Source organism: Sporosarcina pasadenensis (assembly GCF_047228845.1).
In the GTDB taxonomy this organism is placed as follows: domain Bacteria; phylum Bacillota; class Bacilli; order Bacillales_A; family Planococcaceae; genus Sporosarcina.
In genome coordinates, this window is the sequence record NZ_JBFEGM010000001.1 from 585,852 (window position 1) to 601,554 (window position 15,703).

17 protein-coding genes are annotated in these 15,703 nt (G+C 43.2%); 4 read left to right on the top strand and 13 right to left on the bottom strand.

The genetic code is table 11. The features are described from left to right. Positions 1-5 precede the first annotated feature (5 nt). A complete protein-coding gene (locus AB1K89_RS02990) occupies positions 6-278 on the bottom strand; it encodes a YlbG family protein (protein WP_413053290.1) in 273 nt (90 codons plus the stop codon). Between the two features lie 135 nt (positions 279-413). On the opposite strand from AB1K89_RS02990, the gene AB1K89_RS02995 reads away from it, so the two are divergent. After that, positions 414-1,319, top strand: a complete 906-nt coding sequence (locus AB1K89_RS02995) for a glycerophosphodiester phosphodiesterase family protein (protein ID WP_413053291.1) — start codon at positions 414-416, stop codon at positions 1,317-1,319. 50 nt (positions 1,320-1,369) lie between these two features. Here AB1K89_RS02995 and AB1K89_RS03000 read toward each other — a convergent pair whose 3' ends face one another. The 4 genes from AB1K89_RS03000 to AB1K89_RS03015 form a co-directional block, all read right to left on the bottom strand. Then, positions 1,370-1,516 carry a hypothetical protein gene (locus AB1K89_RS03000; RefSeq protein WP_413053292.1) on the bottom strand — a complete coding sequence of 49 codons (147 nt, stop codon included), beginning with the start codon at positions 1,514-1,516 and terminating at the stop codon, positions 1,370-1,372. Positions 1,517-1,559: 43 nt separating this feature from the next. After that, the gene (locus AB1K89_RS03005) at positions 1,560-2,771 is read right to left on the bottom strand and encodes an ISL3 family transposase (RefSeq protein ID WP_413053293.1); all 1,212 of its coding nucleotides are present in this window, start codon (positions 2,769-2,771) and stop codon (positions 1,560-1,562) included. Between the two features lie 182 nt (positions 2,772-2,953). Next, complete coding sequence (locus tag AB1K89_RS03010; RefSeq protein ID WP_413053294.1) at positions 2,954-3,397, bottom strand: YlbF/YmcA family competence regulator; 444 nt, start codon at positions 3,395-3,397, stop codon at positions 2,954-2,956. A 69-nt stretch (positions 3,398-3,466) separates the two neighbouring features. After that, a complete protein-coding gene (locus tag AB1K89_RS03015) occupies positions 3,467-4,822 on the bottom strand; it encodes a Mur ligase family protein (protein ID WP_413053295.1) in 1,356 nt (451 codons plus the stop codon). A 172-nt stretch (positions 4,823-4,994) separates the two neighbouring features. Between AB1K89_RS03015 and AB1K89_RS03020 the strand changes: the two genes are divergently transcribed. Further along, complete coding sequence (locus AB1K89_RS03020) at positions 4,995-5,726, top strand: amino acid kinase family protein (protein WP_413053296.1); 732 nt, start codon at positions 4,995-4,997, stop codon at positions 5,724-5,726. Between the two features lies 1 nt (position 5,727). Here the strand turns inward: AB1K89_RS03020 and AB1K89_RS03025 are convergent, their stop codons facing one another. Next, the gene (locus AB1K89_RS03025; protein ID WP_413053297.1) at positions 5,728-6,813 is read right to left on the bottom strand and encodes a CAP domain-containing protein; all 1,086 of its coding nucleotides are present in this window, start codon (positions 6,811-6,813) and stop codon (positions 5,728-5,730) included. A 338-nt stretch (positions 6,814-7,151) separates the two neighbouring features. On the opposite strand from AB1K89_RS03025, the gene AB1K89_RS03030 reads away from it, so the two are divergent. Further along, positions 7,152-7,517, top strand: a complete 366-nt coding sequence (locus tag AB1K89_RS03030; RefSeq protein ID WP_413053298.1) for a YugN family protein — start codon at positions 7,152-7,154, stop codon at positions 7,515-7,517. Between the two features lie 109 nt (positions 7,518-7,626). Further along, positions 7,627-8,685, top strand: coding sequence for a sporulation integral membrane protein YtvI (gene ytvI / locus AB1K89_RS03035; RefSeq protein WP_413053299.1), 1,059 nt, complete (start codon positions 7,627-7,629; stop codon positions 8,683-8,685). Between the two features lie 43 nt (positions 8,686-8,728). Here the strand turns inward: ytvI and AB1K89_RS03040 are convergent, their stop codons facing one another. The 7 genes from AB1K89_RS03040 to cyoE form a co-directional block, all read right to left on the bottom strand. Next, complete coding sequence (locus AB1K89_RS03040; RefSeq protein WP_413053300.1) at positions 8,729-9,190, bottom strand: DUF420 domain-containing protein; 462 nt, start codon at positions 9,188-9,190, stop codon at positions 8,729-8,731. 30 nt (positions 9,191-9,220) lie between these two features. Then, entirely contained in the window at positions 9,221-10,135 is a 915-nt protein-coding gene (gene ctaG / locus AB1K89_RS03045; RefSeq protein ID WP_413053448.1) for a cytochrome c oxidase assembly factor CtaG, read from the bottom strand. A 326-nt stretch (positions 10,136-10,461) separates the two neighbouring features. Continuing rightward, the gene (locus AB1K89_RS03050; RefSeq protein ID WP_413053301.1) at positions 10,462-10,809 is read right to left on the bottom strand and encodes a cytochrome C oxidase subunit IV family protein; all 348 of its coding nucleotides are present in this window, start codon (positions 10,807-10,809) and stop codon (positions 10,462-10,464) included. Between the two features lies 1 nt (position 10,810). Next, positions 10,811-11,437: a cytochrome (ubi)quinol oxidase subunit III gene (locus AB1K89_RS03055; protein ID WP_252503712.1), complete on the bottom strand. Its 627-nt coding sequence runs from the start codon at positions 11,435-11,437 to the stop codon at positions 10,811-10,813. Then, positions 11,437-13,311, bottom strand: a complete 1,875-nt coding sequence (gene ctaD / locus AB1K89_RS03060; RefSeq protein ID WP_413053302.1) for a cytochrome c oxidase subunit I — start codon at positions 13,309-13,311, stop codon at positions 11,437-11,439. The genes AB1K89_RS03055 and ctaD overlap by 1 nt, the downstream gene beginning before the upstream one ends. Before the next feature lie 33 nt (positions 13,312-13,344). After that, positions 13,345-14,409, bottom strand: coding sequence for a cytochrome c oxidase subunit II (gene coxB, locus AB1K89_RS03065; RefSeq protein ID WP_413053303.1), 1,065 nt, complete (start codon positions 14,407-14,409; stop codon positions 13,345-13,347). A 99-nt stretch (positions 14,410-14,508) separates the two neighbouring features. Continuing rightward, the gene (gene cyoE, locus AB1K89_RS03070; protein WP_413053304.1) at positions 14,509-15,426 is read right to left on the bottom strand and encodes a heme o synthase; all 918 of its coding nucleotides are present in this window, start codon (positions 15,424-15,426) and stop codon (positions 14,509-14,511) included. Positions 15,427-15,703 lie beyond the last annotated feature (277 nt).

A 15,703-nucleotide genomic window follows, 5' to 3' on the forward strand; every position in this document is an offset into this window, starting at 1 on the left:
CATGGTTACAGGCCAATTTTATAATCGTATTCCTTCGCTTTGTCTGGTTTAGCGTTCTCATATTCCGTCTTGACAAATGGCCGATACGACGGCAACACCTTTTTAACGGACGGAAGTCGTTCAAGTTTACGAATTGTATCTTCAACGTCCACTTGATCACAATAAATGACAACATATTTCATTTTTCTAGAAATGTAATGCACATGGCCATACTTTCGCAACGATTTTGCCTGTTTCAAATGATGGAGATATACAATTATCCCTTGTCGATCAATCATGATTTTCCCCTCTTTTCCTACCCCATACAATACCATAGGAGAGAAATGGCCTGCAACCGAACGTTGCTGACATCTTCCGTTTTTTCCCCTATAATGAAGGAAGACATGTTTACGATTAACGAGGAGGATATGAAAATGGGAAGAAAAACGAAAGTGGCGCTTACTGTCGGAGCAGCCAGCGTAGCAGCATGGGCTGCATCCAAAGTAGTTGCCAAGCCCCAACCCCGCCCCCAGAAGGAAGCACTTGAATTCAAAGATCCGGTCGTCCTTTCTCTTCGCGGAGGAATGAAATACGCTCCGGAGCATACGATGGCAGCGTTCTCAAAAGCAGCAGAACTTGGAGTCCATGGATTTGCCGTCGACATCCGATTGACAAAAGACGAGGAAATCGTTCTCTTCCATGATGAAATTGCAGATCGGACGACCGATTTTTCCGGAAAGATTTCCGAATACACGATAGATGAATTGAAAAAAGCAGATGCTGGCTATATGTTTCAGGATGAGGAGGGGAACTTCCCTTTCCGTAATAAAGGCGAGAAAATTGTCAGTTTACGAGAATTATTAACTGCCTACCCTCATATGCTGATCGCTATTAATCTAAAGGACTCGCCGGATACATATGAAGGCAGCCTAATGCCGTCCAAGTTATGGCGTCTATTGGAGGAAACCGGGGCGGAGGAGCGTGTAATCGTCATGAGCGCATTTGATGAACAAACAGACCGCTTCAATCTATACGCCCAAAACAAAGTGGCTACGGGAGCCGGAAATGACGAAGTGAAAAAAGCGTATGCTTCTTTTTCAAGTAAATTCGGTCATCTGTACAACCCTCGTGCTGACCTATTCTGCATTGCTGAAAAGATAGGTCCATTTCCGATGAATATGGAAAGTTTCATAAGTTTCCTATCCAATCTGAATATCTCTGTTTACTATAATCAGGTCACTGACCGTGATGCATTTGTAAAGCTTTTGAATGCCGGGGCTGCGGGCTTTGTCACTGATGAGCCGGAAATGGCGATGGAAGTCATCCAAGAAAATTCATAAAAAAGGTTCTAAATCAAATGTTGGGGTGATGTGATCTGCACGTCACCCTTTCATTTAGGTTTCGCTATGAATAATGTTGATTTGCGCTCCAGGCAGACGCTTTCCGCGGGCACGGCTTCAGCCGCTTCCCTCGCTGCGCTCAGTCCAGGGTCTTCAGCTCGTGCTGTTCCCGCAGGAGTCGCTGCCTGACGCTCCAATCAACGAATCTCTTTTAAATCAAAAGCGCAGTAAAATAAAACATTAACCTAAATGTACTCCGATTTCTTCATATTGAATGTTTAATAATATCTTCGCTCTAAAGTGATCAAAACGCCTAAAACCATAGGCATTGCGCTTCATCACTTTTGTTTTGTTATTAATCCCCTCAAGGAAACCGTTGGAATAATTGAAGCCAAAACTATTCAAGATCTCAACTTGCCAGTTTTTGAACGTTTGAATAGCTTTTATAAACGCCGGAATACCCGCTTTCTCTACCTTACGGTAAAAGGCTTCCAGTCGGCTTTTCACTTCCGCCATATCCTCCGCGTTCTTTGCCCAGTCGAACCACTCACAGTAAGCCTCTTTAAGTTCGTATGCCCTCTTTAATTCATCAGACATGCCTAGATATCGATCTAAATACCAACGGTGATTTTCCGTTAATTTGTCGGAGCGCTTATATAACACATGCCGCATTCTTTTACATTTCTTACGGTCATAGGCATGCCATTCCTTCTGCACTTTCCGCCGAACCTCATCGAGCGCCCAGTAGATATAACGACAATAATGGAATCGGTCTGCGACAATAACGGGGCGTCCTAAAATCTTTTTCACAGCTGCCTTAAAGCTCGGATTCATATCCATGACCACCAATTCAACGTCAGTCCCGTGCTGGCGGAGATAATCTTGAATCGTTTCTTTTCTCCGATTTGGCAAGACATCCAGGGGTTTCTTTGTTTCTGCATCCGCTATGATCAGCTGGTACTTGCCGGCATCCGTATCGCCTTTGTATTCATCGATCGCAATGGATTTTGGCAATCGGACACCTTGGCTCATCTGCTCTTTCGACACTTCCTTGAAACGGCGGATCACCGTCGAGCTGGAGGTGCCTAGTACTTCTCCTGCTTCTTTGAAGGTTTTTGCTTTGATTGACCGGACACGGACAACTTTCCACTCTTTCGTGTAACGTTGATATTTATCCACGAAGGGAGAGGTCTCTGAGAAGCGCTTCCCGCATGAACAGGCATATCGGCGACGTTTATAGAAAAGAACCGTTAAGCGTTCAAACCATTTGAGGTGCTTGATTTTCTGAATGCGGTAATCATGAATCCTGGTTGTCATCGCCCTGCATGCAGGGCATTGGTGAGGCTTTCTTGGCAACGAAACATGAAGTGCAGTCCGCTCTCCAACCTCTTCTATTTTTTCGATGTTTACATCTTTTAATCCTGGAATATTCATGGTAGAATTCATGTGCACGTATCACCTTTCATTTACTTGTTTCTCGACAATTCAAGTATAAAAGAAACGGTGATTACGTGCATTTTTTTGTTGAATTTGTGTGGATACCCCAACAAATATTATAGAACCATAAAAAAAACGGTTGCCTGTTCAATAACTGGCAACCGTTTTGTTATGATATTGATGTATAATCTATCTAGTCACGCTGAGCAGGAGCAGCTCCCACCTGTACCGCATCCGCCACCGCAAGATGAATCTACAAAGAAACTATCCCCGGTAGGCACTTTGATGGAATCGGATACAGCTTTCGCAATGGTTGCACTAACCTCATTCAACAGTCTTTGCACATCGTTCTCCGCAAGACGCAATGCGGCGACATGCTCATTCATATCCAATTCCCTCTTTAGTATTCGTATATCTTTCATGACTGTCTTATAGTCAGGATGGTATCTGCCGAAACGTTGCACTTCTTCGTAACGCTCCTTCATATTGGTAAAATCATAGATCGCTTCAGCCAACGATTTGTCGGAATAAACGGCATGATTCGCTCTTCTGTACTCATGGATGATTTCGGAAGAGAGCAACATATCGGAGAGTATTTCTGATTGCTCAATGATTGACATCCATTCATCTGTCATCATCATAGGGCTTTCCCTCCATTCCAACTAATCATACCAAATAAAGTGCATCCTGTGCATGTATTCTGACCTGTTTTATTTTTTCTTTGTACGCAATGCAACCTCAGCGACTTCATAATCAGAAAATGTGAGGAGCTCCTGCCCGATCTGCTGTGTTTTCTCATGCCCCTTTCCTGCAATCAAAACGACATCTCCATTCTTCGCATAACAGATCGCTTTTTCGATTGCTGCCCTTCGATCCAGCTCCACATTTATTTTTCCGCTTTCACAATTTATGCCCATCAGGATTTCTTCAATAATCGTAGATGGCTCTTCATTTCTCGGGTTATCTGAAGTGATATATACTTTAGATGAATAAGTTGCAGCGACCTTCCCCATTTGCGGCCGCTTCCCTCTATCCCGATCACCGCCACATCCGAAAACCGTGATCAATTCGCCCGTCGATTCTTCCGTTAATGAAGCCAATACCGTTTGAAGCGCGTCAGGAGTATGAGCATAGTCGATAAAGACCGTTACATCTCCTCCATCCAACCGTTGCAGTCTTCCTTCCGGCAGCTTAAGCCTACTACAAAGCTGCAGTATTTTTAGATAATTATAACCGAGCAAGTGCATAACAGTAACAGCTGCAAGAGCGTTCAATCTATTATGTTTCCCAGGCAAAAAGATTGGATATAAATCGTAAGGTATCATCTTTCCAGCAACCATTAGTTCATTAAAAAAGTGGATTGGTCTTTCAGAACATTTGACAAGTTCCACACATTCCCTATCAGCCGCGTTGACAATTAGATCCCTCGCCATTGTCGTCAGTCTCTTTTTTGCTGCAATATAAGCTTCCTTGCTGCCATGCTCTTCATAATGATCGACTCCAATATTCAAAAAGACCCCAACATCAATTTTGCAATGGTCCAACCTTGATGTGGAAAGTCCGAGCGAAGAGGCTTCCATCACCATGTATTTCATCCCTGCATCTACGCAGTCCCTCAGCAAGGGATGAAGGAACTCTGCGGGTAAAGTGGTCATTTCCGGAATATCGAGATTGACTTTCCTCCCATTCATGAAAAGACCGGTCGTCCCGATGACTGCAGCCGGTTCACCGAGCATCGCCAATAACTGGCCAATGAAATGCGTGACAGTCGTTTTTCCGTTTGTGCCTGTCACCGCGATGATTGTCATTGATTCAGATGGATGACCCGCGAGCTTGGCGCTGGCATGGGATATAAATTTCCTTCCATCCGGAACAGTAATGAGCGTCATTTCTTTCGTCGCATTATTATCCAAACCGGTATTGCGATCGACGACGATAGCAACAGCCCCTCTTTCAATCGCTTCTTGGACATGCAAAATTCCATCGTCACGGGCACCTTTTCTCGCAACGAATATGAATCCGTCCTTCACATTTCTAGACCTCTCCGTTATACCATGAATTGGCACGCCGACACTTCCCGAAACCGTACAGGGCCAGTCTTTCAAGATCTCAGATAGTAACAGAAGCCCCCTCCCCTTCCCGAACAATTTTCATGGATACCGAATATATTGAGAGCGAACCATACTTTATCGTATGAAGGAAATGGAACGAACGACACGAAGAAAGTTGGGAGCTTGAATGATAGTTCAGAAATTTGGCGGAGTGGCCATGAAAGACAAACAATCTAGAAAAATATGCATCGGTCACATAAAATCCGGAATTGAAAAACATCAAAATGTCGTCGTGGTCGTTTCAGCAATAGGCAGAGGAGAAGATCCATACTCCACAGACAGGCTATTAAAGCTAACTGATGCATTTATCCACTCTAAAGCTGCAAGTGACCTTGCCGCATCATGCGGTGAACTTATCGCATCAGCTATACTTTCCGCCGAGCTTGAGGAGGCAGGAGTCCCGAATAGAATCCTGCATGGAATTCAAGCAGGCATATGGACTTCCGGCGATTTTGGGGATGGGACGATAAGCGACATCGATCCGACGATGATCGTAGACAGTTTAAGAGAATCTGGTTGTGTTATTGTTCCAGGCTTCCAAGGAATCAACGAATTTGGTCAAGTGATGACAATCGGCAGAGGAGGCAGCGACTTGACCGCCATAGCACTAGGTGGAGCTCTTCGCGCATCGCATGTAGAGTTTTTCAAGGACGTTCCAGGTGTCATGACAAGTGATCCACGTACCGGTGCAGACGCTAAGAAAATGGATGTCATGAACATACTTCAACTGTTGCCTCTATTGGAAACAGATCGCCCCGTCATTCAGCAGCGCGCAGCTATTTACGCAATGAAAAAAGCGATACCTCTATATGTAAGAGGCATCACTTCTGATGAGGAAGGAACTTGGATTCTACCTTGACTTATTTACGTAAAAAATTCGAGTTCGGGTTTTCCTTCTTGTCTGATTTAATCAGCACTTGTGTATAATACTTTCCATATGCCCCTGTACCAATATCGGTCACATCCGAATCCAGCAAGACACTACGATGAGCGGGAGAATTCAGCCAACCATGGACTGCTTCAATAGCATCCACGTAATTGGCGGCGATATTCTCCCCTGCTTTTTTATGTTCAATTCCTAAGCTTTTCAATCGCTGCGACAAATTCCCTGCCGATGGCGACTCATGCGAAAAGTAATTTTCAATCGCCATATCCTTGCTATGGTTTTGGGCTAGCAATGATAACCAGTAGTCATTTTCAAGCGGATTCAACCCATGATGTTCCCGATACATGTTCGTCAGTTCGATAATTTGCCTTTCCATCGAACGATCGACTTCCATTTGCACCGATGAAGATGGCCGATTGGACACGACTAAATCCCCTGCGAATTCCATGTCATACGGCTGATGGATGACAAGCGTTTTCGGATTAATGAAACGGACGCCTTCAATTACCTCATCCTCGGCATCGACATACACTTGCGCATACAAATCTTCATACTTAAGCAAAATCCTATCCTTTAAGTCCTGACTATTCAAAGTAAATGTATAAATATTTTCATCCAATATCACATTAACTTCAGACTCGATAATCGAAAAGCGGAACACTTCATTAATGTTCTGACCAATGGGGATAGGTGTTACATCCGCCTTCTGATCAGCACTGAAAACCTGATTGACAATACCGTCTTCAACACCCGCCATTAATTGAATATCCTCCAAGTACACCCACCACTCATAACCATATGCGGATGGTTCAATCCTGTCGGGTTCCCCCATCAACTCAACTAGTCGATCGGAAGACTTTCCGACAAGAGTGGAAAGCCCTGTCTCAGGCCGTTTAGGACCAGCTGTAAGTTCAACGACTTCCTTATTCGGAGCCGGAATTGCCGTGCCATGTTTGACCGGCGATTCAAGAGGTTCATTTTCCTGGACCCTGCTCCCCATGAAATAAAACAACGCGAGAAGGACACACAGTAATAATGCTATTTTCCATAGTACTTTCAAGTCTTCTCGCCCACCTTCCAATACATGTTGTATTTAATGAAGCCTTGTTAGAACACAACATAATAAGTTGACCATATATAAAAATGGCTGAGTAATAGAAAATCTTTAATTCTTGATAAATAGTATTAATTTGAGTATAAGTCAACGATTGCGAATTTCAAGCATGAAAGTCTTTCTTCAGTCATTATTTCTCGGTATAATTTGATGTTGCTAAACTGCTGAGCATATTCGTCGAAGCTTTCATGACACAATGTTGTCATTGCAACTACCACTGATTTGTTCTATGATAATTAAGTATAGGCTTACGACTGGATGAATATGAAGGAGGACTTTGAACGATGTATATCGAAAATACAGGTATTGAGGGCATTGTCGCAGAATTGTCACTACTTGACGAAATCATGCTGAAACACGATCTCGTACGAGCTGGACAATGGGACTACGAGCGTGTTACATATGACAAGAAATACGTCATCAAGGAAGGCACTTATTACTTACGCGTATTCGGTTTCACACCGGACGGAGACGTTGATACTCGGGATGCAATCATGCATCTTAAAAAACCGGTAATCGGCAAACATTATTATCCACACGGTGTTGAATACGGCGAGGACGAGCACTTCCCTGCAGGACTCGTGAAAGATTGTGAAGCAACACTTAAAGCTGTCTTGGAAGATTTGAAACCATATATTCTAACAAAATAAGCATTTTTACATTAAAGCCGCGGAACTTACTGTTCTTCGGCTTTTTTTCTATTCATTCCTCTGAATTTTGGGTATAATGAGAGCAATGAACAATTTGGAGGAATGACCGTTGTCTCGATGGCTTACAAAAAGGAATATCATGCTTTTCACTTTACTTATTATTTCCATTTTGGTTTTTGTTTTTATTCTCCCCATTTCCATACCAATCATTTTAGCCCTCTTGACAGCTCTTCTATTTGAGCCGCTCGTAAAATTAACGGAGACGAAATTTAAATGGAAACGTAAAATGGCAGTCATATCCGTCTTCATTTTCATTTTGGCGTTGCTAGCGATCACCATTTATTACACAGTCACCTCATTGATTGGTAGACTCATTCAATTTACGAAGGCCGCACCCGATTATTTAAATAAGCTTTCAGGAGTATGGATCGATTTTCAAAGTAAACTTTTTGTATATACATCAGGTTTGCCTGACGATGTTGTAAAGTCGGCACAAGACGGCTTCAATGACATTTTGGATTCGTTCCGAAAGTCGCTTTTGGAATTATTCAATTCTGAAAAGATTGTCGCTCTTGCAGCCGAAATTCCAAACTTCCTAGTAAGCCTAATCGTTTATATGATCGCACTTTTCCTCTTCATGCTTGAATTGCCTGAATTGAAGAAGATGGTGTTCCGGCATTTCACGGATGAAACCGCAAAGAAGGTTCGCTATATGACAGTTAAATTGAACTCTGTCATATTCGGTTTCATGAAAGCCCAATTGCTTGTCAGCTTTATCATTCTGGCAGCGTCATTCATCGGATTACTCATCATTGCACCTAAATATGCATTGGTCATGTCAATCGTCATCTGGGTCATTGATGTTATCCCAATTTTAGGCTCCATTATCATTCTGGCACCTTGGTCGCTATACCAGTTCGTTAGTGGAGATATCGGTATGGGGACAAAATTGGCCGTTTTGGCAGCAATCCTTCTGATTATCCGAAGAACTGTTGAACCGAAAGTGATGGGCAACCAGATTGGCTTATCTCCCCTCCCGACGCTTATCGGGATGTTCATCGGGCTGAAGCTATTCGGCGTGCTCGGTTTCTTTATTGGGCCGATGATTGTTATTCTATTCAATACAGCACGCGAAGCCGGCATCATTAAGTTAAACTTTAAATTGTAATTGTAATAAGTAAAACGCGCTCCCTCTCACGGAAGCGCGCTTTTTATATTCCTAATATGGCCTTGATCATCGAAGTGGTTTCTCCGCTCTCGTAAAAGATATACAGCAATAAATAGACAGCTACGCCTGTAATTGCCGTAAAGAACCAGACAATGCTCGTGACAGGTCCGATTCTACGATGCTTGTCCAGCTTGTTGTTAACTCCCCACTTGATTGTCAGAATGCCTAAGACAGCACCAGTTGTTGAGAGCATAATATGAAAAATAAGAAAGACCGTGTAATAGATCTTCAGGTTTTGCGGACCACCAAACGCCGTATTTCCAACGAAAATCGTTCGGGATGCGTAGATGATGAAAAATAGGACTGCCGCAACAGCTGCAGCTATCATCGTCTTCTTATGGGCTTCAATCTTGCGCTCCCGAATCAATTTCCAACCGATAGCGACTAGAATTGCCGATAAGACAATAAAAAATGTGCTCAAAGTCGGTAAAAAAGGAACATTCATCTGATAATACCCCTTTAAATCAAAAATGGATTAGCCATGTACTTTCAAGCTTTGTCTTTCTAATAAGTCTCTTTGAGTTATCTCATCTGCATTCATCTGCTCTTCCCGGTACCATTTAATGAAAATCTTACCGATAACAATGATGTAAATAAGCTCCTGGATAACCTTCATAATAATTCCGCCCAGCTGTTGGTCATACAATGTCGGCATATTCGTAAACAATTCCGGACCTGATATGGAAAGTCCCGCTAGCGTTCCTGCAGGGACACATAAAGCCATCGCCTGCATCCATGCCTCACCACTGCTATACGTTTCATAGACGGGCACGTCCACAAAGATAATCAACGAACAGGCAGGTGTGATAAGAATTGCACTCAGAATAACATAACCAATTTTCTTCAATCCATGGAGTTGCGGATGATCTTCCAACGTGTTCAATATCGGCCACCATAGGAATAATGCGGAAATGAACAAAACGATTGTGAAAATGGCATGTAGAAACACGTTCATTTTAATATAATCCAAAACCATTGGATAGTGATTTAATGAGAACATGACCGTAAACACCATGAGGCTGATGACTGGTTTCGTGAAGAGCCTAACAATTTTATCAATAATCTTCACGCTAAGTACTGTCTTCCAAATGAAATGAGGAATTCCGACAATCAAAAATGGAGCAACTGCCAATAGTAGAAGCGCCATTTGTGTCATATGGACAGAGAATAAAATGTGTCCAAGAAGGTCAAGCGGCGAACCTTTCAATATATACAGCAAAATCATCGCTGTCAGGAAGTATTTGATCTCCCTTCCGGTTACAGGTTCTGTCCCCTCAAACAAATGTCGCCACTTCTTGGTTAAGAGAAAATATAATACAACGATTAGTACGATTGATAAGAAAAAATATGGACTCCATAATGCACGAAATCCAAATATGCTTAAAGGCATCATTGCCATCGCTCCTTTAAATATGTCTTTCCCTATTATAAAACGAACACGGCGCGAACACAATGAACGAACAATGAACAATATACAAAAGCGAAGGACGCCTGCCTAGAGGCGACAGGCATAAGGAGAAGATGCGGCGTGGCGTAATTTGCCACAGAGCAACTTCGACTTATGACCCCGAGCCAATCGAACTGCGAAGGGTTCGATTTGCCGTATTTCTACGGTTTTTGCAGAAATTAAGGCATCCATCCAGTGTCCGTAGCTGGACGATATCAAAAGCGAAATAGAAAAAGCCTGTGGAAGAATCCACAGGCTTTACTAATTAATTACCACCAAACGATTGTAACGAATGTCAAAGGAATTAGGAAGCCTAAAAGAGCTCCAGTAAACATGAACATTTGAGGTATGCCATGTCCTTTTTCATTCATATGCATGAAATAATACAGTTGTAAACCGACTTGGACAGCTGCAAATAGCATTACAACCGGAATGAGGAAATACTTCGAGAATCCTGCAACGCCTGCTTCATGCGCAACAACCATGGAGAATGAAATAAGTGTCAGGAAGATCATAAGCGAAAACATCATTACCTGATCTCGCATGGATTTTTTTGCACGTCGTTGTGCGAGCTGTTGCTCAGCAGGTGTACGTTTGTAAACTTGGATGTCTGCCATCTTAACCTATCACTCCCATCAAGTAGACTACAGTGAAGATGAATACCCAGACGACGTCAATGAAGTGCCAGTACAATGAGAACGTGTAGTACTTCGTTGCGTTATATAGGTTCAGACCGCGTTTCGCATTACGGAAAATCAACAATGTAATCCACACAAGGCCTACAGCAACGTGGAAACCGTGTGTTCCGACAAGCGTATAGAACGCAGAACTGAAGGCACTGTTATTATATGTGAAGCCAAGTTGCACATAGTGCGAGAACTCATACACTTCAAGCATTAGGAAGCCAAGTCCTAGAAATGCTGTGATGGCAAGCCAAAGTTGCATTTTCTTGAAGTTGTAGTTACGCAGATGGTACATGGCGAACACACTCGTCAATGAAGATGTCAAAAGCAACATCGTCATGACAAAAACTAGCGGTAATTCATAAAGCTCTTGAGTCGAGAATCCAAAACCGCTTGGACCCGAGTTTTTCAACGCAACATATGTCGCGAAAAGCGTCGCGAACAGAATTGTCTCTCCTCCAAGGAAGAGCCAGAAGCCGACAAACTTGTTTTTCGCTTCAAGCGTCGCCTTTTCTGGATTATCGGGCCAAGTTTCAGGGGTGAATTTTTTGTTCAAATCCATTAGTTTTGACCCCCTTTACGTTTCAAATCACGGAGAATCTCATCTTTTTTGATGTAATATCCTGTGTCATCTTTCAATGAACGAGCTGCCATCGCAACAAATGTCCACAATAGACCAAAGACCAGCAAAGGCAGACCCCACGATTCTTCAGTTCGGAACATTGCACCGAATCCAGCGATGAATAGACCGAATGACATTAGAAGTGGAATGATGGAACCGTTCGGCATATGAATGTCTTTAATCGGTTCAGCTTCCGTAATACCCGATTTGTTGCCTTCCATTTTCTCGATCCATACTGTATCAAGACCACGGACAAGCGGAGTCGCAGGGAAGTTGTAATAGATCGGCGGAGATTCGATCGCCCATTCGAGCGTACGTCCGTCTCCCCACGGGTCATTTGCGACTTTTACATTCTTGATGGATGTAATGATGATGTTGTAAACGAGTACAATAACACCAATCGCCATCAATAACGCTCCAATCGTACTAATTAGGTTGGCCAAGTTCCACCCTTGATCATCCATATAAGTAAATACTCGGCGTGGCATTCCCCAGAATCCGAGCCAGTGCTGGATAAGGAACGTCATATGGAAACCGATGAAGAAGAACCAGAATGTTACTTTACCAAGTGTTTCATTAAGCATTGTACCGAACATTTTTGGCCACCAATAATGTGTTGCAGCCAATATTCCAAGTACAACCCCACCAACGATTACGTAGTGGAAGTGAGCTACGATGAAATAGGAATCGTGCAATTGATAGTCAAGCGGTGCAGCACCTTGCATGACACCCGTTACTCCACCCATTACGAATGAAGGGATGAAGCCGAGCGCGTATAGCATAGGCGTTGTAATCCTGATGCTTCCGCCCCACATTGTCAATAGCCAGTTAAAGATCTTAACCCCTGTCGGAACAGCAATCGCCATTGTTGCAACAGCGAAAATTGCGTTCGCAGTCGGTCCAAGACCAACTGTAAACATATGGTGAGCCCAAACCATGAATCCAAGGAAACCGATCAAGACAGTCGCGAAGACCATTGACGGATATCCGAAGAGGCGCTTCCGTGAGAATGTTGAGAAGATCTCAGAGAAAATACCGAAAGCAGGCAAAATTAGAATGTAAACTTCAGGGTGACCGAAAATCCAGAAAATATGCTCCCAGATGATTGTGTTACCACCCATCGTATGGTCAAAGAAGTTACCACCGAACATACGGTCAAATGTCAAGAAGAATAGACCGACAGTTAACGGAGGGAAAGCGAATAGAATCATTGCAGATGCAACAAATGTTGTCCATGTGAACAATGGCATCCGCATATACGTCATACCTGGTGCACGCATGTTGATGATTGTGACAAGGAAGTTGATCCCCGCCATCAACGTACCGCCCCCTGCAATCTGAAGACCGATTGCATAGAAGTCAATACCGTGCCCTTCCGAAGCGATGGAGAGTGACGCATATGATGTCCATCCAGCATCCGGTACTTGACCGAAGAACCAAGAGACGTTCAGGAAAAGTCCTCCGAAGAAGAACATCCAAAACCCTAATGAGTTGATGAATGGGAACGCGACGTCACGAGCACCGATTTGCAAAGGTACTATCGCGTTCATAAATCCAAATAATATAGGCATGGCCGCTAGGAAAATCATCGTCGTTCCGTGCATCGTGATCAAATCATTGAAAAGTCCTGCACTGACGAAATCGTTGTTCGGCTTATAAAGCTGCCAACGAATTAACATTGCTTCAATACCGCCGAGCACGAAGAAGAATCCGCCACCAAGGAAGTAAAGGATTCCGATCTTCTTATGGTCGACTGTTGTCAGCCAGTCCCATAGCGTTGCGCCAAAACCCTTTTTTTGAGCAACTGAACTCACTATGTTTACCTCCTCTTCAAAATCACAAAAAGATTATTTTTCAACTGATAATCCCATTAAATATTCAGCCAATGCATCCAATTCCTGATCGGAAAGCTGATCGGCGAAACCAGGCATCTTATTACCAGGTTTGTATTTCTGTGGATACTTGATCCATTCAATCAAATCTTCTTTTGTATGATCCATGAATCCTGCAACGCGGTTACGATCTCCGAATGTTGCAAGGTTCGGTCCGACTGCCCCGGTTTCACCTACACCTGAAGTTGCGTGGCATCCGATACAGCTTTGCTGGAATACTTCCTCACCAGCTGGGTTTGCAACTACTTGATTGTCACCAGATGCTTGCATCGCTGTTACCCATTTATCGAATTCTGCACGAGGCATTGTTTTCACTTTGAAGTCCATCAAAGCATGTGAAGGACCGCAAAGCTCAGCACATTTACCATAGAATACTCCGTCTTTCAAATTCTTGGAGTCTTTTTCAAATACCAAATAGAATTTGTTGACGTTCTCTACGTTCGTATCAAGTTTTCCACCAACAGCCGGAATCCAGAAGGAGTGTTTCACATCTGCGGCAATAAGGTTGAAGTAAACCTTTTCATCCATCGGAACAACTAATTCTTGAGCAGTTACAATACCGAGATCAGGATATTCAAACTCCCACCAGTATAGTTTTGCTGTAACGTCAATGACTAGATTTTCAGCATTTCCATCTTCGTCTACTGCACCCATAGCCGAAACATCCCCGAGTTTATAAGTGTAGTAAACAGTCGGGACAGCTAGTAGCAAGACTAATAGAATCGGGATGATCGTCCATACTAGCTCAAGCTTATGACTGCCCTCAACCTGTTCAGGAATATGGTCTTCACCCAATTTGGAACGTCTGAAACGCACTAACGCGATTAAGTAGATTACTACTACGACGAAAATGACGAGCAACATTATTCCTGAAGACAATAATAGCAAGTTGAATTGGTCTTGACCGACTTGTCCGGCAGGCAGAAGCGTCGAAAGTTCTTCTTGTCCACATCCTGCTAGGAAAACAGTCAGTACAGCCAATAGAGAAAAGAGACGCCATTTTTTGAGTCCTTTCATCATCGCTAACTAATACCTCTCTTTCTAAAAAATGATTTTCTTCAACGAGGACTGTTGACCTCTCTATAATGAATTCCTGTCAAAAAGAAAGAATTCCATCAGTTAGATGAATATCGAGAATATGATCATTGCGACAAAAAGGATCGTCATGTAATTCAAGGAGAAAATGAACATGGATGTCGCCCATTTCAGATCTTCTTTCGCTTTGAATCCTTTTATCGACAAGTATAACCATCCGATATTCAGGGCTGTTGCCAGCACTATGAATCCGATTCCAAGCTCCGGAAGAAGGAACGGCAATGGGAACAAAAGAAGGACCCAGCCTAAAATCGATTTTTTTGTTCTATTAAACCCTTTTACTACTGGAAGCATCGGAATGCCGGCTGCCCGGTATTCTTCAGTCCTACGCATCGCCAACGCATAAAAATGCGGTGGTTGCCATGCAAACATGATTAAGAACAGCGCCCATGCACCCATGCCGAGTGATGGTTCGACCGCCGCCCAACCGATCATTGGCGGTATGGCTCCAGAGATGCTGCCTACAACCGTATTGCTGACATGTTTTCTTTTCGACCACATTGAATAGAGTACAACATAGCTGAACACACCTGCAAGTCCCCATAGTCCTGCCGCCGGTGACGCTGCAAACAACATCACTTCGCCCAAGGCAATGAAAGTTAACGCCAGTGCCAAGACAGCCGGTGCTTTAAATCTGCCGGTGACCGTTGGACGTGACTTTGTTCTTGTCATGATAGGATCGATATCTCTATCAATGAGATTGTTCAAAGCCGCTGAGCCCGCGATGATCAACCCGGTACCGAATAGTCCATACAACAGCAAATCCAAGTTGGTAATAAAGCTTTTGCCTGTGAATTGGAATCCGAGAAACAGACCGGTGAATGTTGTAATCATGTTCGAATTCACTATGCCGATTTTAATAAGTGCTAGAAAATCCTTCAATATGGAAGTCGATCCGATATCCGGTTTAACGGATGAAGAAATCGCTCGACCGTTTGACATATGTACCCTCCTTTCAAGGACGTCGGCAAGGACCGCTATACTTTACTATATCGAATATCGGTAATGATTTCTATAAATAACTCGAATTTCCGTCGATATGTAAAGTATATTGTCTTATTTGAATTGTATCGCCTTATCTATAGTAAATCATTTCCGTATGCCTTTTGTGAAGTTAAAGGGTCTTTTTTATGAACAATTTGTGAAAACGCTTGGCACAAAGCCGATTTCGGCCATTATGCGTTGTTTTTTCGTCTTTTTTTCGCTATCATCAACAAAC

What these genes read in the sequence shown, in the direction of transcription:
- AB1K89_RS02990 (WP_413053290.1), bottom strand. Translation starts at nt 278, where the DNA reads ATGATTGATCGACAAGGGATAATTGTATATCTCCATCATTTGAAACAG.
- AB1K89_RS02995 (WP_413053291.1), top strand. Translation starts at nt 414, where the DNA reads ATGGGAAGAAAAACGAAAGTGGCGCTTACTGTCGGAGCAGCCAGCGTA.
- AB1K89_RS03010 (WP_413053294.1), bottom strand. Translation starts at nt 3,397, where the DNA reads ATGATGATGACAGATGAATGGATGTCAATCATTGAGCAATCAGAAATA.
- AB1K89_RS03020 (WP_413053296.1), top strand. Translation starts at nt 4,995, where the DNA reads ATGATAGTTCAGAAATTTGGCGGAGTGGCCATGAAAGACAAACAATCT.
- AB1K89_RS03030 (WP_413053298.1), top strand. Translation starts at nt 7,152, where the DNA reads ATGTATATCGAAAATACAGGTATTGAGGGCATTGTCGCAGAATTGTCA.
- AB1K89_RS03040 (WP_413053300.1), bottom strand. Translation starts at nt 9,190, where the DNA reads ATGAATGTTCCTTTTTTACCGACTTTGAGCACATTTTTTATTGTCTTA.
- ctaG (WP_413053448.1), bottom strand. Translation starts at nt 10,135, where the DNA reads ATGCCTTTAAGCATATTTGGATTTCGTGCATTATGGAGTCCATATTTT.
- AB1K89_RS03050 (WP_413053301.1), bottom strand. Translation starts at nt 10,809, where the DNA reads ATGGCAGACATCCAAGTTTACAAACGTACACCTGCTGAGCAACAGCTC.
- AB1K89_RS03055 (WP_252503712.1), bottom strand. Translation starts at nt 11,437, where the DNA reads ATGGATTTGAACAAAAAATTCACCCCTGAAACTTGGCCCGATAATCCA.
- coxB (WP_413053303.1), bottom strand. Translation starts at nt 14,409, where the DNA reads ATGATGAAAGGACTCAAAAAATGGCGTCTCTTTTCTCTATTGGCTGTA.
- cyoE (WP_413053304.1), bottom strand. Translation starts at nt 15,426, where the DNA reads ATGTCAAACGGTCGAGCGATTTCTTCATCCGTTAAACCGGATATCGGA.